This is a genomic window from Acinetobacter sp. F16 (genome assembly GCF_052712855.1).
In genome coordinates this window covers 113,289-139,174 of the sequence record NZ_JBRATK010000005.1, presented here as the reverse complement: position 1 = coordinate 139,174, position 25,886 = coordinate 113,289, and the positions used below count along the sequence as shown (strand labels likewise).

Genomic DNA, 25,886 nt, shown 5'->3' with positions numbered 1-25,886 from the left:
TTTTCAAGCGATGTATAATTTGTTACAACGATGTTGAGAGCCAAATCTATGTTACTGAATTTGACATGGGCACAAGAAAATATAGACCAGACCATCAGAACGATAATCAAGATTGCCCTAATGTCTAGCGCTGCCTTTTATGCAACAACAACATTGGCTCAAAGCATCAGTTATGCACAAGCAGAACAATCGGTTTTAAAGGATTCTTACAGTACCCAGGCCAATCAGGCCTTACAGCAAGCGGCAAAACTAGAAGCAGAAGCAGCAAAAGGTTTAGGTCTGCCCCGTGTGGACTTAAATGTCCGCGCTTATGCCTTTCATAATGAGGTGGATATTCCGCTCGATTCTTTTAAAAATAATCTGGAACAAACCCTTGCTCAAGGCATCAATGATCGTGTGAATCAACAAAACCTGCCTTCTGGAATAGCTGATCCTTTAAAGGAAGGACTGAATCAGACCATTCATAGTGGTGTCGGTTTATTTCCAGATTCAGCCAATGTGATTCTGGAAGATCAAGTGATTCGTCCTACAGTTTCAGTATTGATGCCGCTTTATACTGGTGGACTGACGTCAAGTGCCAAAGAAGTTGCGATTATTAAAGCGCAGCGCAGTCAGCTCAACACCCAGCAACAAAAAGATATCCAGCGCTTTGAACTGATTCAGGCTTATTTCAATGCCCAACTGCAAAAACAATTACTCGATTCAAGCCGTTCCAATTTTAACGCCATGCAAAGCCACTATAACAATGCGCTAAAACTGGAACAACAGGGTTTTATTAGCAAAGGTCAGCGGATGCAGTTTGAAGTGGCTAAAAATAATGCGCAGCGAACTTATCAAAATGCGGAAGCCAGTCGTAGATCGAGTCTTTTTCAACTGAATAATCTTTTACAAAGCAGTCAAATTACTGACTTAAGTACCCCGTTATTTGTAAATTCCGCGCAAAGCCAGTCTTTAAATAGCTTGCTGAAAACCTATCAGGATCAATCTTCCCTGATTCGTAAAATGCAAATGGATACCCAACTGGCCACTGCCAATGTCAAAGCGCAAAGTGCTGCGAAAAAGCCTAATCTTTTTGCTTTTGGGGAATACAGTCTGGATGAAAAACAAAACTGGATTGTTGGTGTCGTGGCACGCTATAACCTGTTTTCAGGGATCGATAAAAACAAGAATATTCAAGCGGCAGAATTACAACGCTATGCTTCGGAACTGATGACCGAGCGCAGCAAACAGGAAATTGAAAATATTATTTATAAGTCATACAGCGAAGTGACCACTGCACAGCAAAGTCATCAACTATTACAGCAAAATATGAAAGCTGCTCAAGAAAACCTGCGTATTGAGACTTTATCTTTTAAGGAAGATATGGGCACAGCCAGCCAAGTGATTGATGCGCAAAACACCCTAAGCGGTTTAAAAAGTGAAATGGCTTTAAATGCTTATAAATATGTGATGTCTCTGGCGACTTTATTGCAAAGTCATGGCTCGATCAGTGAATTTCAAAGCTATGTCAATCAAGCTCAAACTTACTATATCCGTTAATTTTTGATGGGGAAAAACATGACTCAAGATCAAAACAAGCCTGATCAAGATGTAGAGCAGACCTCATCAGAAGGCAGCGCTACAGATACATCAGCCCAAAGCAGCAAAGTAGATGCTCATGCGACCGCTGAACAGCAAAGCACTACCAATAACGATACCGAATTTTTCAGTTATTCAGAACACGTTCAGACGGCTGAAACTGCCGAGTCAAATCCCCAAAATTCAGCTGTTATTAAAGTAGTCGGCATCATCGTTTTAATTTTGCTATTGGGTTTAATTGCTTTTGGCCTATGGAAAAGCTATCAACCGCAACAAGTTGAACTACAAGGTCGGGTTGAAGCTGAAACCATTCATATCAGTACCAAAGTACCGAGCCGTATTGAAGAAGTCTATGTCCATGATGGTGACAAAGTTGCAAAAGGCCAAGAGTTAGTACGATTATTCAGTCCTGAAATCGATGCTAAAAAACAGCAGGCTTTGGCTTCTTTACAATCTGCTTTAGCACTGCAATCCACTGCTGATCGCGGTTCGCAACAGGAAAATATCGAGAGTCTGTATGCCAACTGGCAAAGCTTTAAAGCCCAGGAGGCTTTAGCGAAAACCACCTATCAACGTGGTGCCAACCTGTTTAAAGAAGGTGTGATTTCCAGACAACGGCGGGATGAAATGCAAGCCGCAGCAGTTTCAGCCAGTCAAATGACCGAATCTGCCTATCAGCAATATAAACGCGCCCAGCGTGGCAGCACACCAGAACAGAAATCTTCCGCCAATGCTCAGGTGGATATTGCCAAAGCAGCCGTTAACGAGGCAAATGCCTTGGAAGCTGAAACCAGATTGCTTTCCCCGATTGATGGAACCGTGTCTAAAACCTACGGTAAAGCCTCTGAACTGGTCGCGATGGGTGTACCTGTCGTGAGCATTATTCAGGATGATGATTTATGGGTCAGCATCAATGTCCGTGAAGACATCTATGCGCAAATTTATAAAACTAAGACCATCGAAGGTTTTATTCCAGCCTTAAATCAAACCGCCACTTTTAAAATTAAAAACATTGATGCTGAAGGTGAATTTGCCACCATTAAAACCACGCGCCAAACTGGTGGTTATGACATTCGCAGCTTTAAAATCCATTTGGCTCCGCTACAACCGATCGCAGATTTAAAAGTGGGCATGAGTGTGCTATTTAAAATCGCAGAGCCGAAATAATGTGGTCTGGCATGCTGCGGGAACTGCGCTATTTACTGACTCATAAATGGGACTTGTGCCTGGTCACACTCGCGCCTTTATGTATGATCGTGTTATTCAGCAGCATGTTTTATCAGGGCAAACCTGAACATTTACCCATTGCAATCATTGACCAAGACCAAAGTGAACTGAGCCGAAATATTGAAAAATATGTCAGCCACAATGCCATGCTAGACATCGTGGCTGTTTCACAAAGCCCGGATGACGTCGAAAAGCTGCTTAATCAAACCAGAATCTGGGGCTATATTTCTATTCCTGCCGGTGCGGAACAGCGACTGGTTCAAGCCAAAGATGCCGAAATTAGTATTGCCTTTAATCAAAGCTATTTTAGCGTCGGGAATTCTATTTCCTCTGCGATGCTGCTCAGTACCGTAGAGGCTATGGCGGATTTTACTGGGCAAAATTACCTGCAAAATAAAATTCCTTATGTCGATGCTCCCACTCCAAATGTCAAAATATCGCCTTTATATAATCCGGGTTTAAGTTACGAGTTCTACCTGGAACCGTTTATGATTCCTGCGATCTTGCATTTACTGCTCTGCTGTTGTGTGGCTTTTGCAGTTGGACAAGAACTGAAATTTAACACCACGGAAAAATGGCTCAATCAACGTACTATTTTCAGCGCATTACTCGCCAAAAATTTAACTTATGTGCTGATCTTTACGGCCTGGACTTGGGCGTGGATGTTCTGGCTGATTGAAATCCGTGGCTGGTTCGTCGCAGGTCAGTTATGGATCATTCTACTTGGTCAGTTTTTATTTTATAGCGCTTATGCTTTTATGAGTAGCACGGTGGTTCTAGCGACCCGAAACTTAGCCAAATCTTTCGGCCTGATTGCCGTGTATGGTGGTTCCTCTTTAAGTTTTGCAGGCGTGACTTTACCCTTAAATAATGCTCCGCTATTTACCCAATTTTGGGCCAATATTATTCCGTATACTCCCTATGCGAAATTGCAAACTGAACAATGGGTCATTGGCAGCCCAGTCTCCATTTCCCTATTACCGCTTGCTGTCTTAGCTATTTATTGTCTGCTCTATTTTGGCACTGCCTATTTCTTCCTGAATCAATATTTAAAGGGAGTTAAAGCATGAAAAATAGCCTTAAAGACTTCCTGCATTTTTATTTCAAAACCTTTAAAGATATTGTCACAAATAGCTCCATCCTAACCACTTTGGTAATTTCGGTATTTGTATATAGCTTCTTCTACCCGACTGCTTATCAAGCCGAACATGCAGAATCTTTACCGATTGTGATTGTAGATGAGGAACAGAGCCTGATCACCTCGACCATTATTGGTGAAGTCTCGAAAAGCCCGAACGTGAAAATCACGGCGGTTACCGGTAATTTTGCTGAAGCGGAAATGATGGTCAAAACCCAGCAAGCCGATGGTATTTTGTTATTGCCTGAAAATTTATCCAGCAGTATCCGCCGGGGTGAAGTCGGTGGCGTAGGCTTATATTTAAGTGCCGCCTATTTTTTAAAGACCAAACAGATTGGTTTGGGTTTAGCCACGTCGGTTGAGCATGCCATTGCGGAACAAGCGCAGAAATTTGGCGATATTTCGCATTTTTCCCCTGCACTTTCCATTCATCAAATTCCATTATTCAATACCATGTCCGGTTATGGCAGTTATATTTTTCCCGCCATTGCCCCTTTAATTATTCATCAAACTATCGTTTTGGGTTTAAGCATGCTGATTGCAGGCTATCGGCTGCAAAACTGGCGACCCGGCAAAACTGAATTTTTTGCGATCTTTAGTGCCATTTTAACCATTGGCTGTTTGGGCTGTTTCTATTTATTTGGCTTTACTTTCTGGCTTTATGATTATCCGCACGGTGGAAATTTCTGGGGTATGCTGATTGGCGTACCGATTTTTATCAGTTGCGTGATTGGCCTGACCCTGGTGATTGCTTCATTTTTCGATATGCCTGAACGTGCAGGACATGTGATTGTCTTTACATCCATTCCGCTATTTTTACTGTCAGGCACAGCTTGGCCACATGCTGCTATGCCCGAATGGATGCAATGGCTGGGAAATGTTTTGCCTTCGACTCAAGGCATCCAAATGTTTATTCAGCTCAATCAAATGGGGGTGCCTTTGAATATCGTGATTCCAAAAATGATTTATCTGGCAACGCTAGGTGCTGCGTTACTGGTTTGGGGATATTTCCGATTAACCAAGCATGATCAAAAATAAGAGTTTTATATCCTGCCTCACAAGTTTATTAAATAAACCTTCACAATCTGATTAAGTTTCCAAATAAAACTGAATTTTTTTTATCCTATCGCATCAATTGTGAAGAAAAAAGTTAGATTGAATATCTTAATGGATGCAAAATAGCTTTTGTCCATATTCATGAATATTTTTTATATTATTCATTCCCATGCTCCCATTAACATGTCTTTATGATGTCGACAGCGTTATTACAGCATTTTTTCACTAAATATCTGATTTTAAGGGCTTAGCATGAAGAAGATTAAGATTAGTCTTGCTTGGCAAATCGTAATTGCGCTCATTTTAGGTGTGCTTGTAGGCTCTTTTCTACATTATTCTCCCGAATATCGTGAAACTCTGATTAATAATTTGCTCAGCCCTTTGGGTTCAATCTTTATTAATTTGATTAAGATGATTGTGATTCCACTTGTGGTTTCAATGCTGATTTTAGGTATTGCAAATGCAAGTCAGGGTCAAAATGTCGGTAAGCTCGGTTTTAAAACCATTGTCTATTTTGAAATTATTACCACAATTGCGATTATTGTGGGTTTAGTTGCGGCAAATGTATTTCAGCCGGGTGTCGGTATTGATATGTCGAGTTTAACCCAAACCGACATCTCTCAATATCAGCAAACCACACAGGAAGTCAGTAGCCATTCACATGGTCTGGTGAATACTGTGCTCTCTTTAATTCCTTCTAATATTTTCGGTTCACTGACGGATGGGCATATGTTGCCTATTATCTTCTTCTCGGTGATCTTCGGTATTGGTTTAGGGTCTTTAGCGAAAGAAACCAAGAAACCGCTCATTGACGTGTTGCATGCAATTTCTGAAACCATGTTCAAAGTAACGCACATGATCATGCTGTTTGCACCGTTCGGCGTATTTGGCCTGATTGCGGCAACCGTTGCGAACTTTGGATTTAGTTCTCTGCTTCCATTATTGAAGTTGGCTCTTCTGGTTTATGGCGCTATTTTCTTCTTCATCTTTGTCATTTTAGGTTTAGTTGCTAAATTCTGTGGTTTCAGCATTTGGGAAATTATTAAAATTCTAAAAGATGAACTGATTCTTTCCTATTCAACTGCAAGTTCCGAAACCGTATTACCTCGAATTATGCAAAAAATGGAAGCGTATGGCGCACCTAAGTCAATTACCAGTTTCGTCATTCCCATTGGCTATTCGTTTAACCTCGATGGTTCGACCTTATATCAAAGTATTGCAGCGATCTTTATTGCGCAACTTTACGGTATCGACTTGAGCATGACTCAGCAAATCATTCTGGTTTTAACCTTGATAATTACCTCTAAAGGGATTGCTGGTGTTCCAGGCGTGTCTTTCGTGGTGCTGTTGGCGACATTGGGCAGTGTGGGCATTCCGCTTGAAGGCTTGGCATTTATTGCCGGTATTGACCGTATTTTAGATATGGCGCGTACTGTGTTGAATGTGATTGGTAACTCGCTGGCTGTTCTTGTGATCAGTAAATGGGAAGGTCAGTTCGATGCTGAAAAGCAAAAAGATTATCAAGTTGAAATGAAACAAGCTGCATAATTTATAAAATCAAAAAAGGAAGTTTCGGCTTCCTTTTTTATGGTTTAAATTTTCTAAAATATTACTTCAATATAAAAATAAGCTTTTTTTGGGATAATTTCATCTCTGATTTTAATGATTGAAAAATAAACTAAAAAAGTGAATACTGATCAAATCATAATCAACAATAATTCATAAAAGGATATATATGGAAAATTTTATAAATAAACTTCAAAGCCATATAGACCATGTTAAACGTGTTGGGGAACACTGCTCTACTGAGGAAACAACAAAACAGGCATTAATTTTACCGCTCTTAGACATTCTGGGTTTTAGCCCTTATGACCCCACCAAAGTATTGGCAGAGTTTGCTGCTGATTTTCCAGGCGTTAAAGCCACAGAAAGAGTTGATTATGCTTTATATTGTAATGGACAGCCTGTTATGTTCATTGAAGCAAAACCCTATGTAGCAAATCTAACCAACCATGCTCCGCAATTATCTCGTTATTTCAACAGTAGTCTTGGCGTTACCATCGGAGCAATTACCAATGGTAAAGAATGGCGTTTCTTTACTGATTTAATCAACACCAATGTCATGGATGAAAAACCATTTCTTACTGTTGATTTCACCAAACATAAAGCTGAAGAATTAGTACAATTAGCTGAATTCAGACATGATAATTTTCATGTTGAAAAATTACGTTATTTTGCTGAAGAAAACCAATACATCCAGCAATTCAAAACAGTGATTAAAAGAAGCATAAATGAAGTCGATATCGATTTTGTTCGTTATGTTGCTCAACAAGCTGAAATTCAACGCCAATTAAACACCAAATTTCTAGAAACGATTCAACCCTTTGTAAAACAAGCTGTAGAGCAAGCGATTAGTGATACGGTTGTAAAGGGGTTATCATCCCCAACGATTATTACAGCTCAAACCATTGAACCAAAGCCAGAGCAAAATGCTGAACAAACCATTGATAACGGATTTAAAGATATTGTTAATTCTGACAACGACAAAATTATTACCACAAAAGATGAGCAAGAACTATTTCGTATAGTGAGTGAACTTTTCCCCGAATCAGATTTATCAACTAGAGATACGGAAAGCTACTACTCTGTCTTATACCAAAACAAAAGCAATCGCTGGTTATTTAGATACGATGTAAATCGAAAACGACCTACGGTTCAATTCAATATAAATATTGATGATCAGCGAAAACTGGAATTGTTACGTGCAGGATTAGAAGTACTGACCAATGGACAAGTTTATTTAGATAAACCGGAACACATCTATCGTGCAGTCGGAATTCTTAAAGATTGCTTAGACTATTGTTGTGATGATGAAAATTTCAAACGGGCATCGAATGTATAATCAATCAATAACAAAATGATCTTCTCAATTTGATGATCTACAATAAAAAAGGACGCTTACGCGTCCTTTTTTATTACTGCCAAAACTTATTCTTCGTCAGAATCTCTTAAATCTGATTCAGTTTCAGCTTCATCAGCAATCGTTTCATCATCAACCAAAGTTTCAGAATCAATCAAGGCTTCAGCGGCAGTTACTTCTTCGCCTTCAACTGCTTCAATAAACTCGTCTTCTTCAACTGCTTCAACAGAAACAACACCCACCAAGACTTCTTCATTACCCAAACGGATGAGACGAACACCTTGCGCATTACGACCTGTGGTTGCAACTTCTGAGGCACGGGTACGAACCAGCGTACCACCATCAGAAATCAACATCAGTTCTTTGCTTTCATCAATCGATACCGCACCGACCAATTCACCGTTACGTTCAGATGTTTTAATTGCAATCACACCTTTACCGCCACGCTTCTTGGTTGGGAAGTCGCCCACCGGGGTACGTTTACCATAACCGTTGGCACATGCACACAGTACTTCGCCAGTTTCTGGTACAACCACCAGTGACACGATACGGCTAATTAATGCCGAATCTGAAGTATCTTCATCATCTGAATCTACATCAGTTTCCGCATCTTCAAGCTGCGCTGCTGCACCAATGGTCACGCGCATACCGCGTACACCTTTGGCAGAACGGCCCATTGAACGAACGTCAGTTTCTGCGAAGCGAATTGCCTTACCTTCGTTAGAGAACAACATGATTTGCTGTTCGCCATCGGTAATTGCAACACCAATCAAGGTATCATCGCCATTCAGCTCAATCGCACGTAAACCATTTGAACGAACATTACTAAACTGTTCAAGCTCTACACGTTTAATCGTACCGTACTCGGTCGCCATAAACACATAGAAGTTTTTACGAACTGCTTCAGCTTGCTGCGCAAAGTCGGCAATAATTTCATCATCTAAATCAGTCGTAGAAAGCTCAAGACCCAATTGTTTTAATTGAATACGCAATGCATCTGACAAGTCGTCTGCACCATCTTCAAGCTCGGCTAAAGCTGCTTCAAGTTCAACGAAATGCGAATTAATGACTTCATTTTCTTGCAGTTTCGCCGCATTGGCTTTTACAAATGCCTGGAAATCGACCAGACGGTCTTTAAATTTCTTCGGTGCATCAATGACAGGCAGAATCGCTGTAATCGTTTCATTGGCATCCAGTGGCAACAAGTTCACCATCGGGCGACCTTTTGCACCACGTGACGCTTGTGGCACTTCATATACTTTCAGACGATACACTTTACCGACATTGGTAAAGCAGAGAACTGTCGCATGGTTCGATGTCACAATCAAATGCTGAATGTAATCATCAGTTTTCATTGAAGTTGCAGACTTACCACGACCACCACGACGCTGAGCGGCATAGTCAGACAATGGTTGAGTTTTCGCATAACCTGTTTTAGAAACAGTCAGTACCATTTGCTCTTCAGGAATTAAATCCTCACGAGAGAAATCAATACGTGATTCAACAATGGCTGTTTTACGACCATCACCATATTGCTGAATGATAAGCGCCAACTCTTCACGAATCACGTTCATCAACAAATTAAAGTCATTCAAAATGGCAGTGTATTCTGCAATTTGAGCTAAAATATCTGAATATTCAGCATGTAACTTGTCTTGTTCAAGACCGGTTAAACGGTGTAAACGTAATTCTAAAATTGCACCGACTTGGGTTGGTGAAAGACGGTAAATACCACCATCAAAACCATACGGTTTAGACAGGTCTTCGCCTTCAATAATTTCAGGACGTACAGAAACCGAACCTGCTTTTTCAAGCAAGGCAACCACGCCACCTGCATTCCATTCACCCGCTTGTAAACGCTCACGCGCTTCGCCTGGATTTGCAGAAGTCTTGATGGTTTCAATGATGCTATCAATATTTGCCAGAGCAACCGTCAAACCTTCCAAGATATGACCACGTTCACGCGCTTTGCGTAACTCGTACATGGTACGACGTGTCACAACTTCCTGACGGTGACGGATAAATGCCGCAATGATGTCTTTCAGATTCATCAATTTTGGCTGACCGTCATCCAGGCAGACCATGTTGATACTGAAAGAGTTTTCAAGCTGGGTATTCTGGAACAGGTTATTCACAATCACTTCAGCGTTTTCGCCACGCTTCAAGTCAATTGCAATACGCATCCCGTCTTTATCAGACTCGTCACGCAGTTCCGAGATCCCTTCAAGTTTTTTCTCTTTAACCAGTTCAGCAATACGTTCAATGGTTTTTGCTTTATTGACCTGGTAAGGAATTTCAGTAAATACGATGGTGGTACGACCGTTCTTCGGATCTTCTTCGAAGTGATATTTACCACGAATATGCAAACGGCCTTTACCGGTACGGTACGCATCCACAATACCCGATTTACCGTAAATAATACCGCCTGTAGGGAAATCTGGACCAGAAATATGCTCCATCAAACCTTCGATGCTGATATTTGGATCATTGGCATAGGCAAGGCAGGCATTCACAACTTCAGTCATGTTGTGCGGCGCCATATTGGTCGCCATACCCACTGCAATACCGGTTACACCGTTAACCAGCAAGTTTGGTACGCGGGTTGGCATGACCTGAGGAATACGCTCAGAGCCATCGTAGTTGTCTTCCCATTCGACTGTATCTTTTTCCAGGTCAGCCAAAAGTTCATGCGTGAGCTTACGCATACGTACTTCGGTATAACGCATTGCCGCAGCGCTATCGCCATCCACAGAACCAAAGTTACCCTGACCATCGACCAATTGATAACGCAAGCTAAATTCTTGTGCCATACGAACAATGGTTTCGTAAACAGCTGAGTCACCATGCGGGTGATATTTACCGATTACGTCACCCACCACACGGGCAGACTTTTTATAAGCTTTGTTGTAGTCATTGCCTAACTCGTGCATAGCGAAAAGCACACGACGATGAACAGGTTTTAAGCCATCTCGCACGTCTGGTAATGCACGAGAAACAATAACACTCATGGCATAGTCGAGATATGAGCTTTTGAGTTCATCCTCAATGGCAATCGGTCGGATTTCCGATAGGCTCATGCATACTCCTTATTACTAACAGTATTTGGAACTGCTCGTTTTATATAATCAATCTAGCAAAAAATTAACCCAAAATAAGCTGAGTTAAAGTCTAAATACAGCCGTAAATTATAGCATAAATTCTGTTGTTTTTGTCTCTTATCCTGCATCTTAATCTTGTTAATTTTCTTCAATTTATCGTTTATTTTTTAATCTGTTTTAATTGTCGGCATTTTATGTGAATTAGTTCATTTTTTCACAGGTTTTAATTCACATCTACACAGCCAATTCTTTATTGTCCCGCTACATTGGTCGGCTATTTTGCTCATTCCTCTACACAGAAAATCACTAATGAGTCATCCATTAATACCTCCACTCAAGACCTATTGAAATGGTGCAATTTGGCTCGCTATGGTATGCCATAAACCTGACTTGAAATCCAAATCAGTCATACTGTTATTTCGATGCGATTACTTTAAGCTTGGGTGTGTTAAGTGGGTTAAGTCAGGCATAATTTATGTGATAAATTTTCAACCATAAAAAAACGCCCCTGGAAACCAAGAGCGTTTTTTGAAAGCTGTAACCAGAATTAGACTTTAGAAACCAATTCAGGAATAACAGTGTTCAAGTCGCCCACTAACCAGTAGTCAGCAACTGCATTGATTGGCGCTTCTTCATCTTTATTGATCGCAACGATCACTTTAGAATCTTTCATACCCGCCAAATGCTGAATCGCACCAGAAATACCAACAGCGATGTACAGGTCAGGCGCAACGATTTTACCTGTTTGACCCACTTGCATGTCGTTAGGAACGAAGCCAGCATCTACCGCAGCACGTGAAGCACCTTGAGCAGCGCCAAGTTTGTCCGCTAATGGATCAAGGATTTTGTGATAGTTTTCACCTGAACCCACACCACGACCACCAGAAACTACAATACGAGCCGCTGTAAGTTCTGGACGTTCAGATTTAACAATCTCTTCAGAAATAAACGTAGAGATGCCAGCATCTTGAACGTCGCCTACTGCTTCAACTGCTGCAGAACCGCCTGTAGTCGCTACAGGATCAAATGCAGTACCACGAACAGTGGCAACAACAACAGATTCAGCAGACTCTACAGTTGCAATTGCGTTACCTGCATAAATTGGACGTTTGAAAGTTTTAGGGCTTTCAACAGCAATGATGTCAGTGATCATGCTTACGTCTAAAAGTGCAGCAGCGCGTGGCAATACGTTTTTACCGTTTGAGGTAGATGCAGCCAGGATATGTGAATAACCTTTGCCTAACTCAGCAACAAGTTTAGCCACGTTTTCAGCCAACTGGTTTGCATAAGCCGCGTTGTCAGCAAGTAAAACTTTGCTTACACCCGCAACTTGAGCCGCTTGGTCAGCAACTGCCTGAGCGCCAGAACCCGCAACCAATACAGTGATATCACCACCGATTTTTTGAGCTGCAGCAACAACGTTTAAAGTTGCACCGTTTAGTGCTTTATTGTCGTGCTCAGCGATAACTAAAATACTCATGATATTATCCTTCTGTATTAGATCACTTTCGCTTCGTTTTTAAGTTTTTCAACAAGCTCGTCAACAGATTTCACTTGTACGCCAGCTTTACGCTCTGCTGGTGGTTCAACCTTCACTGTTTTAAGTTTAGTTGTCGCTGAAACGCCATAGTCTGCAGGTGACTTCACATCAAGCGGTTTTTTACGCGCTTTCATGATGTTTGGAAGAGCAGCATAACGTGGCTCGTTCAAACGTAAGTCAGTGGTGATAATTGCAGGAATGTTCAATTCAACAGTTTGTAAACCGCCATCAACTTCACGAGTCACCTGAACTTTGTCGCCAGTAACATTCACTACAGAAGCAAATGTACCTTGACCTGCGTCAAGTAAAGCACCAAGCATTTGACCAACCTGGTTAGAGTCGTCATCAATTGCCTGTTTACCAAGAAGGATAAGTTCTGGTTTTTCTTGTTCTACAATGCCTTTCAAGATTTTAGCAACTTCAAGTGCACCAATCTCATCAGCAGTTTCTACTAAGATACCGCGGTCTGCACCAAGCGCCATAGCAGAACGGATTTGTTCTTGCGCTTCTTTAGGACCGATAGAAACCACAACGATTTCTGAAACTGTTCCTTTTTCTTTTAAACGAACCGCTTCTTCCACTGCGATTTCACAGAATGGGTTGATCGACATTTTAACGTTAGTAAGGTCTACCCCACTATTGTCCGGTTTAACGCGAACTTTAACGTTGGCATCAACCACACGTTTTACAGCAACAAGAGCCTTCATGTAATCCTCGGCTGTTTTAGCAAAAGTAAATGTTGAGAAAAGTTAGAATAACTCTTCACTTAAAATTTTTAGGTGCCCTATCTTGCAATGCGTATGGCATTTCGGTCAAGTCACAATTATCGAAAGAGCTGTAAAAATGCGTAAAATTACTTGAACTAGGCGTTCATATTTTTTTGAATTGTTTTTATTAAGATGAATTCCCTCAATATTTATTTATTTTTTAAGCATTGATTTTTATTATTTTTTTATTTGATTAACTTCATCAAAAGTTCTGATTTAATGCTTTGTTTTGATTAATTTTTAACTCAAACCATCTATCCTTCTTATATAACCTACAAAGTTATAAATTGTCATTTAAGACAGATAACCGCTATGCCCTCCTTGAATCTGTAGCAAAAATGATCATTTTTTAGATTAAACAGGTAATAAATTACTTTTAATGTGCAAATCCAGTTCTAATTAAAAAGCATGTCATCAGGACATGCTTTATATAGACATATTAATTAATGATTAACCAGGTGGCAGCAAGCATGAGTAAACCACCCGAACTGCCATCAATCCATTTTTGTTTACGTTCATCGATCTGGGTTTTTTGAGTAATTTTAGCAAAAATCACACTCAAACTGGAGTACACCACAAAAATCAATCCGATAAAAATAAATGACAGGATTAGGCCTTGGGTCACAGTATCTCCGCTTTTATTAATAAACTGGGGCAAGATTGCAAAATAAATCAACATGCCTTTTGGGTTCAGCAAAGCTGTAAAAAAGCCTTTTTGAATCGGTTTTGAGGTACTTTTATTTTCAATCGCCAATTTTTTATTGCTAAAAACCGACTTGATTAAACCAAAAGCCAAAAATAACAGATAAGCAATCCCGAGCCAGCGGATGGTTTCAAATAACACCGGGAAAGAAACAATAATGGCTGCAATACCTAAAGCCACCAAAACAGAATGCACCAAATATCCCAGACATACCCCTATCGTTGCCATCATGCCTGCTTTTGCATCCTTACCCATCACTTGCGACAGGATAAATAACATATCTGGTCCAGGCGTAAAAATAAGTGGGATAACCGTTAAGGCGAACAGTGCAAATACAGACATTTCCTTTTTTCCCGTCGTACATGAGAAAGCGGAAATTAGTATCGAATAAATACCACAAAATAGGATTTCAATTTATTCTATAATTATGATTATTTTTCGAATTATATTCTAATTTATGAAATTATCTTCCAAGTCTATTTCAGTAAAGCTTGATCGTACCGATAAAAATATCATTCGGGCATTGCAACATAATGGACGCATGCAAAATAACGATCTGGCCCGCGAAATCGGGCTATCACCTTCTTCTTGCTTGCGTCGGGTAAAATTGCTCGAAGAAGCCGGGGTGATTCAGAATTACACCACTGTGGTGGATCCACAAAAAATTGGCTTACAACTGATTTTGTTTTCGCGAATCTGGCTGGTGGGTCAGGATGCTGAAACCATTGACTGCTTTATTGAAGCGATGAAAGAGCTGCCTCAAGTGATGGAGTGCTATATTATTTTGGGTGAATGTGATGCCATGCTGAAAGTGGTGGTTCCCGACCTGGAAAGTTATCGCAAATTTCAGTCCACACATTTAACCAAGAAAAATGGCATTACCAGTGTTAAAACGGATTTACCCAGTCAAATTATTAAACAGAGTTTCCAGCTTCCACTGGATGATCTTTAGGACAGCATGATGGGCATACAGTTTGAGACCTCGCGTTTAATTTTAAGACCCTGGAAAGAGTCTGATCTCAAGCCGTTTTATGCACTGAATTCCAACCCGGAAGTGATGCGTTATTTTCCTAGTTGCTTAACACGGGAGCAAAGTGATGCGCTGGCGCATAAGTTTCAAAGAGTGATTGAAACTCAAGCTTGGGGCCTTTGGGCAGTCGAATTAAAACAAGGTGGAGATTTTATTGGCTTCACAGGATTAAATGCTCAACCGAGTCAATTTACTTTTTCACCCTGTACCGAAATCGCTTGGCGAATTCAGCAAAAATATTGGGGTAAAGGTTTTGCAACCGAAGCTGCAACTGCTTGTTTAGACTTTGCTTTTGATTCACTTAAGCTAAACCAAGTGGTTGCATTCACTGCAGTACAAAACACAAAATCCCAAGCTGTTATGCAACGTTTAGGCATGCAATTTAAAGATTACTTTAATCACCCGGCTTTAGATCACATGAGTCCCTTGCAAAGGCACGTGCTTTATCAAATAAGTAATGCTCAATTTAGGATGATTAAAACAACCCGTTAAACATGATAATGCTGTAAAAAATCACGGTGAATATGGCTTAAATCAATCAGGTCATATGCCTGAAGATTAAATATTTCCCAGACGTCTAAAAAGTCCTGCTTTAAATCAACATCCGTCATAGCAATCGGCCGCTCTTGCCATTGCAGGTCTGAAATCCAAATATAGCCTTGCTGCGTTTCCGTATTGACCGCCTGTACCTTACCTTCAGCATTGATGCCTTGGACATGAGCATTTTCAGGTAAAGATGGCTCAATAGTGGGTAAACTTATTTCAACAAAATGCTTGACCTGACGCAAACCATAACCTGCAAAAATCTCTTTTTGCTCAGTACTCAATCGATCATATTTTTCCTGAATATCTGAAATCATTGTTTTCCCTATCATCTTTGACTTCCAAAATTTGTATAACATCCAGTGGAACAACAAATAATTTCATTACGCTGCATTATTTATGCCACCCATTTCATATTTATACTTGCTTTTTATACCTGATAAATTGGCTTTTTATTATTCTACAATAGTTTAAAACGCCAGCGATCTTGCCTCATACTAGGCATAGATTTATTTAAGTTTCATTAATTTTTCTCAAAAAATTTAAAATCGTGTTAAGTCAAAATCTAGCCAGCTTTAGAGATTTACTGCGATTTTTTATGCTGTGCACGCGGATGTGCCTGATCATACACCTGCGCCAAATGGTCAAAATCAACATGGGTATAGATTTGCGTTGTGGTTAAATTGCTATGCCCCAACATTTCTTGAACAGCCCGTAAATCTCCGCTGTTCGACAACATATGACTGGCAAAACAATGACGCAATAAATGCGGATGCAAGTCGACATTTACCCCAGCACGCTGCGCCTGCAATTTAACCCGATTTTCAATTTGTCGGGCACCTAGCGGATTACCTTTTTGCGTGATAAATACATTCGCATCAGGGACAAAGTCACCATTCCATAACGGATAAACTTGCAGCCACAGCATGACTGCATCTTTGGCTTTAGAACCAAAAGGCACCACACGGGTTTTATTGCCTTTACCGGTGATGCGTAACAGTTGCCGATTAAAATCAATATCCTTAATACGCAAGCCTTGTACTTCTGCCAGTCGCAGACCACTTGAGTACAGCAATTCCAAAATCGCCTTATCGCGTAACCACATTTGCTGTTCGACCGGTTTTTCAGGTTTGGGTTGATCTAAAATTTGATTAATAGTTTCAATATCCACCATACCCGGCAGCGGTCGAGGCAGGCGTTTTAACTGAAAATCATCAGCGGGATTAAAAGCCAGATATTGCCCTTGCTCGGCCCATTTCATGAATTGGCGAATGGAAGATAAAAGCCGTTGCAAACTACTGGAACTCAGTTGTTGCTGTTCAACTTTTTGTGCCAAGAACTCACGTAAATCGGTCGGTTCAACATCTATTAAATTGAGTTTTTTGATTTCACAAAAATTTAAAAAATCCGAAACATCACGTTCATAGGCTTGTAAAGTATGTTTGGACTGATTTTGAATTTCTCTTTCTTTTAACCACATCAGCAATAAATCAGCAGGAGAACGTATCTGCATCTCTGGATCAATCACGTTTTTTCTCACTGTATTTATCGGTGCCATTTAACAACAATTATAGAATTTATATTTAAACCGCTTTAATTTAACAATCAAGCACATCACAGGATACGCCCTTTTTGTTCATTGTATCTATTTGATTCTAACTTGCATCATCCATGATTCCACAGATAAAAAAGCACCATCAGGGTGACAGTGCTTTTTCGGTCAAAGCATGGGTTTTATTGCTGGTAAAAACTTAAATCGATACGGCCTTCATAAACATTTGCAGTTGGACCCGTCATCCAGACCACATCGCCCTCTTTCCATTCAATTTGCAGCTTACCACCGGCAAGTTCAATTTCCACCGCATTGGCAAGCAAGCCACGGCGCATACCTGAGACCGCAGCTGCACAAGCGCCTGTGCCACATGCCAGTGTTTCGCCTACACCACGTTCAAATACACGTAAACGCGCATGATTTTCATCAATGATTTGCATAAACCCCGCATTGACGCGTTGCGGAAAACGTTCATGCGACTCAATTTGAGGCCCCATACCCGCAACATCAGCCTTAAGCACATCTGGAACAATAGTCACCGCATGCGGATTACCCATGTTCACCACATCAATGATAATACTTTCATCATTGGCCAAGGCTAAGCTATATAAGTTTTCAGGCTGATCGGCAAGGAATGGAATCTGGTTCGGCAAGAATTTTGGATAACCCATATTCACGCGTACCCAGCCATTTTGCCCCAGTTCCGGCTCAACAATGCCGGCTTTGGTTTGTACCTTAATTTTGGTTTTTATGGTCAGCTGACGTTCATGCACAAAACGTGCAAAACAGCGAACGCCATTGCCACATTGCTCTACTTCAGAGCCATCGGCATTAAAAATGCGATATTTAAAGTCAACATTGGGTAAATCTGGCGGTTCAACAATGAGTAGTTGGTCGAAACCGATGCCGAAATGGCGGTCAGCCAAACGCTGAATGGTCATGGTATCCAGATAAGCGCGCTGGCTGATCAGATCAACCACCATAAAGTCATTGCCCAGACCATGCATCTTGGTAAATTCTAAAAACATCTTGAATTACTCCTTAAGGCAATAAGCGTTCTTTATCCCACAATGATTCAATGCTTTCACGCTCACGAATCAAGTGTGCCTGATCAGCATCGACCATCACTTCAGCAGCACGGCCACGGCTGTTGTAATTTGAACTCATGACAAAGCCGTATGCACCTGCACCCAACACTGCAAGCACATCATTTTCTTGCAGTGCAAGCTTGCGCTCTTTACCCAAGAAGTCACCGGTTTCACAGATCGCACCGACCACATCCCACTCTTTTGCTTCAACGTCGCTTCGTGGAGTGACTTCCTGAATATTCATCCACGCTTCATATAAAGCAGGACGAATCAGGTCATTCATGGCTGCATCAATAATGGCAAAGTTACGGTGATTGGTCGGTTTCAACAAGTCAACTTTAGTCAGTAATACACCTGCATTGGCAGAAATACTACGCCCCGGTTCCATATAGACTTTTAAACCGAGTTTCTCTAAAGCCGGTTTCAGTGCATTGGCATATTCGACAACAGATGGCGGAGTTTCATCTTTATAAGTCACACCCAAACCACCACCAATATCGATGTGTTTCAGATGGATACCGAGCTGTTTTAATTGCTCGATCATCATGATCACGCGATCAAGCGCATCGACGAAAGGTTGAGTTTCGGTCAATTGCGAACCGATATGACAATCGATACCGACTACGTCCAGATTCGGCAAAGACGCTGCATATTGATAGGTTTCAAATACGCTGTCTGATGGAATACCGAATTTATTTTCTTTTAAACCTGTTGAAATATAAGGATGGGTTTTGGCATCGACATCCGGATTTACCCGTAATGAAATCGGTGCTTTTTTGCCGAGTTCTGCCGCGACTTTTTGAATGCGATCCAGTTCGGCATAGGATTCAACATTGAAGCAGGAAATACCGACTTCCAAGGCTTTTTTAATATCCGCTTCTGATTTACCCAAACCAGAGAACACGATTTTAGATGCATCCCCACCCGCTTTCAGCACACGTGCAAGCTCGCCGCCAGTGACAATATCAAAACCTGCACCCAATTTCGCCAGTACATTCAAAACCGCAATATTAGAGTTCGACTTTACCGCAAAACAGATTTGATGGTCGATAAAGCTAAATGCACGATCCATATCGAGATAATGCTTTTCAAAAGTTGCTTTCGAATAAACATAAAGTGGTGTGCCAAATTGCTGCGCAAGTTGTTGCAACGAACATTGCTCTGCGTGCAGAACCCCATTAATGCGGGTAAAACTCATGAATGTATCCTTTCGATGACGCGTTTAGATATTAAAAATTAATTCGTTTCAGCAGACGAAGCAGGAAGCTCTTGTTGTACCGGAGCTGTTTCTTTCTGTTCAAGCTGCTGTTTTGAATCAACATTGGGATATAACAAATATTTTGCACGCTTGTCGTAATCTGGGTCGCTCGGTAACTGCAAAGCTCCCGATTGACCACAACCGACCAAGGCAAAACCTGTTGCCAATAAACTGATGTAGCAAATGACAAGACGCATCTGACCACCTATCCTATGTTTTCGAAGAAGTATAACTCGATCACCGCCGTGACCAAAGTGCTAAACGCTAGAGATTATCGCTAGTTAAAAAAAAACGCCAGTTTCAGACTGGCGTTTTTCACAAACAAAGGGCTTATTTATGTTTCGGTTTGTAGAAACCAAAGTAACCAATAATCAAGATAATGAACCAGATTGGACTCACCATGAGTGCTCTCATGGTATCTGCTTCTAATGACAAAACGTAAATCATGCCAATAAAGAAGATGATCACCATCCAACAGGTAAACAATCCACCTGGCAGTTTAAAGGTGGATTTGGCATGCAGTTCTGGACGAGTTTTATAGTAAACAATATAACTCCAGATAATCATCAGCCATACACAAATGAACAGGATGGTTGAAAGTGTAGTTGCCAAAGTAAAGGCTTCAACGGTATTCGGTACAAAGTACTGAAGTGCAGCGCCCAGCAACAAACAGATCGCAGAGAAATATAAGGCATTCGCAGGAACCGCGCGCTTATTTAAATGTCCAAATGCTTTTGGACCCTGTTCTTCACGAGACAGACCGAACAGCATACGGCTGGTCGAGAATACACCACTGTTCATTGATGACATGACTGACGACAACACCACCAGATTCATGATAATCGCTGCGGCAGCAATACCTGCCTGGCTAAACAGGTTTACAAATGGGCTGATGCTCGGATCAATTTTATTCCACGGCGTTACCGACATAACAATCACCAATGCCAATACGTAGAAAATGATGATACGAATTGGAATCGAGTTGACCGCTTTAGGCAAGTTGCGCTCTGGGTCTTTGGTCTCAGCCGCAGTTGTACCGACCAGCTCAACACCCACAAAGGCGAAGATTGCAATCTGGAAGCCTGCCAGAAAACCTGTCATTCCGGTTGGAAATATGCCGCCATGTGACCAAAGATTGCTAAATGCAGCCACTTCACCCGCAGTAGAGGTAAATCCGGTAAAGATCATCCATAAACCGGCACCAATCAGCACCACAATGGCAATAATCTTGATTAAGGCAAACCAGAACTCCAGTTCACCAAATAGCTTAACGGTAACCAGGTTCAGACCCATAATAAAGACAATGGCCGCAATACTGATCATCACCCCTTCGCCAGGCGTAAACGGCAGCCCTCCGTTAAAGAATTGCAGGTAATAAATAATCGCGGATAAATCTGCAATACCAATCGTGATCCAGCATAGCCAATAGGTCCAGCCGACAAAGTAACCCGCCCAAGGACCAATTAAATCGGTTGCAAAATCAATAAAAGACTTGTATTGGAGGTTAGACAGTAACAATTCGCCAAGCGCACGCATGACCAAAAAAACCATAAAACCAATAATCATGTAAATGATTAGAATTGAAGGTCCGGCCAGGCTGATGGTTTTACCTGAGCCCATGAATAAACCTGTACCAATTGCCCCACCTATTGCAATCAATTGCAAATGTCGATTAGACAAACTCCGTTGTAGTTCACCACCTTCACTGGTCGAACCTGTATTTTGATTTGACATTTATTTCATTCATCTTCGACGTCTATGGCAACAAATTACCGCAAAAAATGCAGAAAACAACAAAAAACTGTGAACTATCTATATTTTCCAATTAAGTAAAAAAGTTAATTTATTTTTCTCATATACCAAACTGGTGAATAATTGATTTAAAAATAAACATTAATAATTCATTTTAAATGCTTGTAAAAGTGCTGAACTTTAGCTAAAAAATAAATAACCAAAACAATATGCTGATCAAAATTGAATTTTCAGCAAACAAAAATTAAAACACTTTTAAAGTATAAGGAATAAAAATTCAGTCGCGTTATAGCAAATCATCAGGAAGACCCAAATATGGCACATCACTTGCTTAAGCATTGATAAATCTAAATAAGCCATTTACCAAACTCAGGACGACAAGAAGAAAATATGATGCAAAATTTACAGTCAATAATGGAAACACTCAGCGGATGGGTTTGGGGTCCATATATGCTGGTACTGATCGTGGGTACCGGTGTATTTCTCACATTCCGTCTCATGTTCTGGCAATTTCGTATGCTGCCTTTGGCCTTTAAACAGGTTTTTGGTAAGCATCATCAAGCTAAATCACACCCAGGAGATATTTCACATTTTGCCTCCCTGATGACGGCGCTCTCCGCCACCATTGGTACCGGTAATATTGCGGGTGTTGCGACAGCATGCGTTCTGGGTGGCCCAGGTGCCGTGTTCTGGATGTGGATGACGGCTTTATTTGGTATGGCAAGCAAATATGGTGAAGGCGTACTGGCTGTCAAATATCGCGTTAAAAATGAAAATGGCCTGATGTCCGGTGGACCGATGTATTACATCGAAAAGGGCTTGAAGTGGAAATGGCTGGCGCTGATTTTTGCGTTTTTTGGCACAGTGGCTTCTTTTGGTATTGGCAGTTCAGTACAGTCCAATACCGTAGCACTTGCGGTGCAAAACAGTATGGGCATTGAAACCTGGATCACCGGCGTTGTGATTACCGTTTTCTCCGCATTGGTAATTTTAGGCGGTATTCGATCAATTGCCAAAGCAGCGATCCTTATTGTGCCTATTATGGCGATTGGTTATGTTACAGGTGGTCTGATCATTATCCTCACTAACCTTGATCTGGTGATGCCTGCCCTGGAATTAATCTTTAAAGATGCCTTTACCGGTGAAGCGGTTGCAGGTGGCGCCATTGGTGCGGTGATTCGTTACGGTGTCGCACGTGGTGTCTTCTCGAATGAAGCCGGCATGGGTTCTGCGCCTATTGCAGCGGCAGCGGCAAGAACCGATCATCCTGCACGTCAGGGTCTGGTTTCAATGACTGGGACATTTATTGACACCATCATCGTATGTAGCATTACCGGTATTGTCTTGGTGATGGGTTTCATTATGGCCGGCAATAGTTTTGGAAGTGAAACCGGTGCCGTGCTGACGACGCATACTTTTAATCAATTGTTGCCGGGTGTGGGCGGTTGGCTGGTTACCTTCGGCATTATTTTCTTTGCCTATTCCACTATTTTGGGTTGGTGTTATTACGGCGAAAAATGCTGTACTTATATTTTTGGAGAAAAGTACGTACTGGCGTATCGGGTGATTTATATCGCTTCAGTTTTCATTGGCTGTATCGCCACACTGGATCTGGTCTGGTTATTCGCCGATACATTCAATGGTTTGATGGCAGTTCCAAACTTGATTGCACTGTTGTTGCTTTCTAGCGTGATTGTGAAAGAGTCAAAAGATTTCATTGCCAAGCGCAAGTCAGGCGAACTGTATTAATTCAAGTTTTTTATCATGACCAACAAGCCACCTGAAGGGTGGCTTTTTTATTTGCATCTAGCGCTGTATGCTGTAGCCAGTTTTCAATTTTTGTATATTTCAAATAAAAAATATGGCCAAAGCGAAAAGTGTTTATCGATGTGAACAATGTGGTGCTGACCATCTCAAATGGGCAGGTCAATGTAGCGAATGTGGCGAATGGAACAGTCTGACCGAAGTCAGCATTGCCCCTGCCGTGACTCATCGTGCGCAACCAAAAATAGGTGGCGGCTATGCTGGTCAAGTCGCCAATATCACCACCTTAAATAAAGTTTCTGTTTCACATGAATCACGTCTAGCAACCGGCATTAGTGAATTCGACCGTGTTTTAGGCGGCGGTTTGGTGACGGGTTCTGTAGTGCTGATTGGCGGTGATCCCGGAATTGGTAAATCCACAATTCTTCTACAAACCGCCACGCATATGGCATCTGCACAAAGTTCTGCGCTTTATGTCACCGGTGAGGAATCACTTTCACAGGTTGCTTTACGTGCCCACCGTCTGGAGTTGCCAACAGAGCATCTTCAAGTCATGGCGGAAACCTGTGTGGAACGTATTTGTGAAGTCCTAGCGCAAGTACGTCCTGCGGTTGCCATTCTTGATTCCATTCAAACGCTGTATACCGAAACCTTACAATCTGCACCGGGCGGTGTCTCCCAAATTCGGGAATCTGCCGCATTACTGACCCGTTTTGCTAAAAATAGTGGCACCTCATTATTTCTGGTGGGACATGTGACCAAAGAAGGTGCTTTGGCGGGTCCGCGTGTTTTAGAACACATGGTCGATTGCGTTTTGTATTTTGAAGGTCAATCTGACTCACGATATCGCATGATTCGTGCGGTGAAAAACCGTTTTGGTGCAGTCAATGAATTGGGCGTGTTTGGCATGACCGAGAAAGGCTTGCGTGAAGTTTCCAATCCATCCGCTATTTTCCTAAGTCGTTATGATGAAGCCATTCCCGGTTCGATTGTGATGATTAGTCGTGAAGGTACCCGTCCACTGTTGGTTGAAGTGCAAGCCTTGGTAGACGATGCACACGGTCAACCACGTCGTGTGGCCTTAGGTTTGGACCAGAACCGACTGAACATGCTGCTTGCGGTGATGCACCGTCATGGCGGGGTACAGACTGCCGGGCAAGATGTCTATGTCAATGTGGTCGGTGGTTTAAAAATCACCGAAACAGGGTCTGATTTGGCAGTTTTACTTGCCTGTGCTTCAAGCTTGCGTGGCAAAGCCTTACCTCAGCAACTGGCGGTATTTGGTGAAGTGGGACTATCCGGTGAAATTCGTCCTGTGCCGAATGGTCAGGAACGTTTAAAGGAAGCGGTGAAGCATGGTTTTAAATATATTATTTTACCTCGCGGCAATGCGCCGCAAAAACCGATCCCGAATGTGCAGATCATTTCCGTGGCACGCTTACATGAAGCATTAAGCGAAGCCATGAGCTTAAGTGAAGAATTGGCTTAAGTCTTAAACATATGAAAGATTATGTAAAAAAAACACCATTTTGATATTGAAATTCAGTGCAAATGACTGCATAACTATAGGGCTATAATTTATTTTTTTATTTAGGAAAAATTCGATGGAAGTTCGACAGCGTGGTTTGATGGCAGGTCTTTTAATGGCAGCTTTGGTGGTTGCACCAATGGCTGAAGCGAAACGTGCAGGTGGTGGTAAAAGCCATGGTATGAGTCGTTCTGCTGCTCCAACCCAGTCTTACCAACAACCGCGTCAAGCTACTCCTGCTCCACAACCAACTACTGCACCTGCTCAAAAATCGGGTTCTGGCGTAGGTAAAATGGTTGCTGCTGGTGTGGCTGGTGCTGCGATTGGTGCAGTTGCCGCGAATGCTATGGCGGATGATAAACCTGCTGCAAGCGGTGCTGAAGCTACAGCACAACAGCAGGAAGAAAAAGGCGGACTTCCAGGCTGGATCTGGATTCTTCTGGCAGCAGCAGTCGCATTCTTCTTGTTCCGTAAATTCGGAGCAAAAAAAAAACTAGCCGCTAACAATCCTTATGCACCAAACAATGCTGGCAATACAGCACCGTTTGGTCAACAAAATGCAGTACCACGTACTTCAAACGACAACAGCAATATTTTTGGTCAGTCAGTAGGTGGTTCTGCAGGTGCAGCAACTCAAGCTCCATTTGGCAGTGCTTCAACCAGCAATGGCAATCAATTGCCGGATGGTACTGAACCTGCTGCATTCTTGCGTGTTGCCCGTCAGCGCTTTAACCATATTCAGTCTATGAATACAGCAAGCAACATTGCTGAAATTCAACGTTATTTAACGCCTGATCTTTATCAGTCGATGCATAACGACATTATGGCGAACCAAGACCAAGATGTTGCTGAATTCTCTAACCTCAATGCGATGGTGGTCGATTCTGCAAATGAAAATGGTCAGTATGTGGTAAGCGTACGTTTTACGGGTACTGTAAGCGAAGATTTAAACAGCTTGCCGCAACCTTTTGCAGAAGTTTGGCATTTCACCAAACCTGCTGGTTCTAACCAGGACTGGTTGGTTGCAGGTATTCAACAAGAGGCTTAAGGTCTTTTGAGTTAAAAACAGCGACTTCGGTCGCTGTTTTTTATGAATTCCATAAAAGTAAATTAGATCCAAACCTTCTATAAACAGCCTCCAAGCTGATCCGATTGACCTACTCTGCCTTTGTTTATTGCTCTGCGTTTATTGATCTGCATTTATTGGTTTGTGTTTAGGCTCTCTAAGAAGCAAAACCGACAATCACTCTTATGACTTATATATGTTGTTATCGTGGCCTTAAGTTGCGTGATTAACTTAATCTAAAAAAGCACGCTATAATTGATCAGCCAATTTTCAGATTG

Annotated in this window: 21 protein-coding genes; 11 read left to right on the top strand and 10 right to left on the bottom strand. The window is 41.7% G+C overall.

The genetic code is table 11. The features are described 5' to 3' along the window. Nucleotides 1–120 precede the first annotated feature (120 nt). The 6 genes from ACU0NF_RS04840 to ACU0NF_RS04815 all read left to right on the top strand — a co-directional run bounded on the left by ACU0NF_RS04840 (nt 121) and on the right by ACU0NF_RS04815 (nt 7,901). Entirely contained in the window at nt 121–1,539 is a 1,419-nt protein-coding gene (locus ACU0NF_RS04840; protein WP_235943609.1) for a TolC family protein, read from the top strand. Nucleotides 1,540–1,557: 18 nt separating this feature from the next. Continuing rightward, the gene (locus ACU0NF_RS04835; protein ID WP_445660316.1) at nt 1,558–2,745 is read left to right on the top strand and encodes an HlyD family secretion protein; all 1,188 of its coding nucleotides are present in this window, start codon (nt 1,558–1,560) and stop codon (nt 2,743–2,745) included. Beyond that, a complete protein-coding gene (locus tag ACU0NF_RS04830; protein WP_445660315.1) occupies nt 2,745–3,875 on the top strand; it encodes an ABC transporter permease in 1,131 nt (376 codons plus the stop codon). The genes ACU0NF_RS04835 and ACU0NF_RS04830 overlap by 1 nt, the downstream gene beginning before the upstream one ends. Beyond that, nucleotides 3,872–4,981 (top strand): ABC transporter permease, encoded by a 1,110-nt coding sequence (locus ACU0NF_RS04825; protein ID WP_445660314.1) that lies wholly within the window; start codon nt 3,872–3,874, stop codon nt 4,979–4,981. The genes ACU0NF_RS04830 and ACU0NF_RS04825 overlap by 4 nt, the downstream gene beginning before the upstream one ends. Nucleotides 4,982–5,251: 270 nt before the next feature. Continuing rightward, complete coding sequence (gene gltP, locus ACU0NF_RS04820) at nt 5,252–6,547, top strand: glutamate/aspartate:proton symporter GltP (RefSeq protein WP_445660313.1); 1,296 nt, start codon at nt 5,252–5,254, stop codon at nt 6,545–6,547. 187 nt (nt 6,548–6,734) lie between these two features. Further along, nucleotides 6,735–7,901 carry a type I restriction endonuclease gene (locus ACU0NF_RS04815; protein WP_131382951.1) on the top strand — a complete coding sequence of 389 codons (1,167 nt, stop codon included), beginning with the start codon at nt 6,735–6,737 and terminating at the stop codon, nt 7,899–7,901. An 86-nt stretch (nt 7,902–7,987) separates the two neighbouring features. Here the strand turns inward: ACU0NF_RS04815 and gyrA are convergent, their stop codons facing one another. From gyrA to ACU0NF_RS04795, 4 genes are all read right to left on the bottom strand, one after another. Then, on the bottom strand, nt 7,988–10,996 hold the full coding sequence (gene gyrA, locus ACU0NF_RS04810) for a DNA gyrase subunit A (protein WP_445660312.1): 3,009 nt from the start codon (nt 10,994–10,996) through the stop codon (nt 7,988–7,990). Nucleotides 10,997–11,564: 568 nt separating this feature from the next. Further along, nucleotides 11,565–12,497: an FAD-binding protein gene (locus ACU0NF_RS04805; RefSeq protein WP_131382953.1), complete on the bottom strand. Its 933-nt coding sequence runs from the start codon at nt 12,495–12,497 to the stop codon at nt 11,565–11,567. 17 nt (nt 12,498–12,514) lie between these two features. Next, nucleotides 12,515–13,264: an electron transfer flavoprotein subunit beta/FixA family protein gene (locus ACU0NF_RS04800; RefSeq protein ID WP_445660311.1), complete on the bottom strand. Its 750-nt coding sequence runs from the start codon at nt 13,262–13,264 to the stop codon at nt 12,515–12,517. Between the two features lie 499 nt (nt 13,265–13,763). Continuing rightward, nucleotides 13,764–14,369, bottom strand: coding sequence for a LysE family translocator (locus ACU0NF_RS04795; protein ID WP_370984072.1), 606 nt, complete (start codon nt 14,367–14,369; stop codon nt 13,764–13,766). A 115-nt stretch (nt 14,370–14,484) separates the two neighbouring features. Between ACU0NF_RS04795 and ACU0NF_RS04790 the strand changes: the two genes are divergently transcribed. Next, entirely contained in the window at nt 14,485–14,979 is a 495-nt protein-coding gene (locus ACU0NF_RS04790) for an Lrp/AsnC family transcriptional regulator (protein ID WP_445660310.1), read from the top strand. A 9-nt stretch (nt 14,980–14,988) separates the two neighbouring features. After that, nucleotides 14,989–15,549, top strand: a complete 561-nt coding sequence (locus ACU0NF_RS04785) for a GNAT family N-acetyltransferase (RefSeq protein WP_370984073.1) — start codon at nt 14,989–14,991, stop codon at nt 15,547–15,549. Here ACU0NF_RS04785 and ACU0NF_RS04780 read toward each other — a convergent pair. The 6 genes from ACU0NF_RS04780 to ACU0NF_RS04755 all read right to left on the bottom strand — a co-directional run bounded on the left by ACU0NF_RS04780 (nt 15,546) and on the right by ACU0NF_RS04755 (nt 21,232). Then, nucleotides 15,546–15,932, bottom strand: coding sequence for a hypothetical protein (locus ACU0NF_RS04780; RefSeq protein ID WP_445660309.1), 387 nt, complete (start codon nt 15,930–15,932; stop codon nt 15,546–15,548). The genes ACU0NF_RS04785 and ACU0NF_RS04780 overlap by 4 nt on opposite strands. Before the next feature lie 251 nt (nt 15,933–16,183). Next, nucleotides 16,184–17,080 carry a tyrosine recombinase XerC gene (locus ACU0NF_RS04775; RefSeq protein ID WP_445660332.1) on the bottom strand — a complete coding sequence of 299 codons (897 nt, stop codon included), beginning with the start codon at nt 17,078–17,080 and terminating at the stop codon, nt 16,184–16,186. Nucleotides 17,081–17,334: 254 nt separating this feature from the next. Continuing rightward, nucleotides 17,335–18,180: a diaminopimelate epimerase gene (gene dapF / locus ACU0NF_RS04770; RefSeq protein ID WP_445660308.1), complete on the bottom strand. Its 846-nt coding sequence runs from the start codon at nt 18,178–18,180 to the stop codon at nt 17,335–17,337. A gap of 13 nt (nt 18,181–18,193) precedes the next feature. Further along, nucleotides 18,194–19,438: a diaminopimelate decarboxylase gene (lysA, locus tag ACU0NF_RS04765; RefSeq protein WP_445660307.1), complete on the bottom strand. Its 1,245-nt coding sequence runs from the start codon at nt 19,436–19,438 to the stop codon at nt 18,194–18,196. Between the two features lie 38 nt (nt 19,439–19,476). Continuing rightward, on the bottom strand, nt 19,477–19,695 hold the full coding sequence (gene lptM, locus ACU0NF_RS04760) for an LPS translocon maturation chaperone LptM (RefSeq protein ID WP_445660306.1): 219 nt from the start codon (nt 19,693–19,695) through the stop codon (nt 19,477–19,479). A gap of 133 nt (nt 19,696–19,828) precedes the next feature. Further along, nucleotides 19,829–21,232 (bottom strand): amino acid permease, encoded by a 1,404-nt coding sequence (locus ACU0NF_RS04755; RefSeq protein WP_445660305.1) that lies wholly within the window; start codon nt 21,230–21,232, stop codon nt 19,829–19,831. 411 nt (nt 21,233–21,643) lie between these two features. Between ACU0NF_RS04755 and ACU0NF_RS04750 the strand changes: the two genes are divergently transcribed. The 3 genes from ACU0NF_RS04750 (at nt 21,644) to ACU0NF_RS04740 (ending at nt 25,590) form a co-directional block, all read left to right on the top strand. Continuing rightward, entirely contained in the window at nt 21,644–22,999 is a 1,356-nt protein-coding gene (locus ACU0NF_RS04750) for an alanine/glycine:cation symporter family protein (protein ID WP_445660304.1), read from the top strand. A 112-nt stretch (nt 23,000–23,111) separates the two neighbouring features. Continuing rightward, nucleotides 23,112–24,503 carry a DNA repair protein RadA gene (radA, locus tag ACU0NF_RS04745; RefSeq protein ID WP_131268067.1) on the top strand — a complete coding sequence of 464 codons (1,392 nt, stop codon included), beginning with the start codon at nt 23,112–23,114 and terminating at the stop codon, nt 24,501–24,503. 115 nt (nt 24,504–24,618) lie between these two features. After that, nucleotides 24,619–25,590 (top strand): Tim44 domain-containing protein, encoded by a 972-nt coding sequence (locus ACU0NF_RS04740; protein ID WP_131382964.1) that lies wholly within the window; start codon nt 24,619–24,621, stop codon nt 25,588–25,590. Nucleotides 25,591–25,886: the final 296 nt, after the last annotated feature.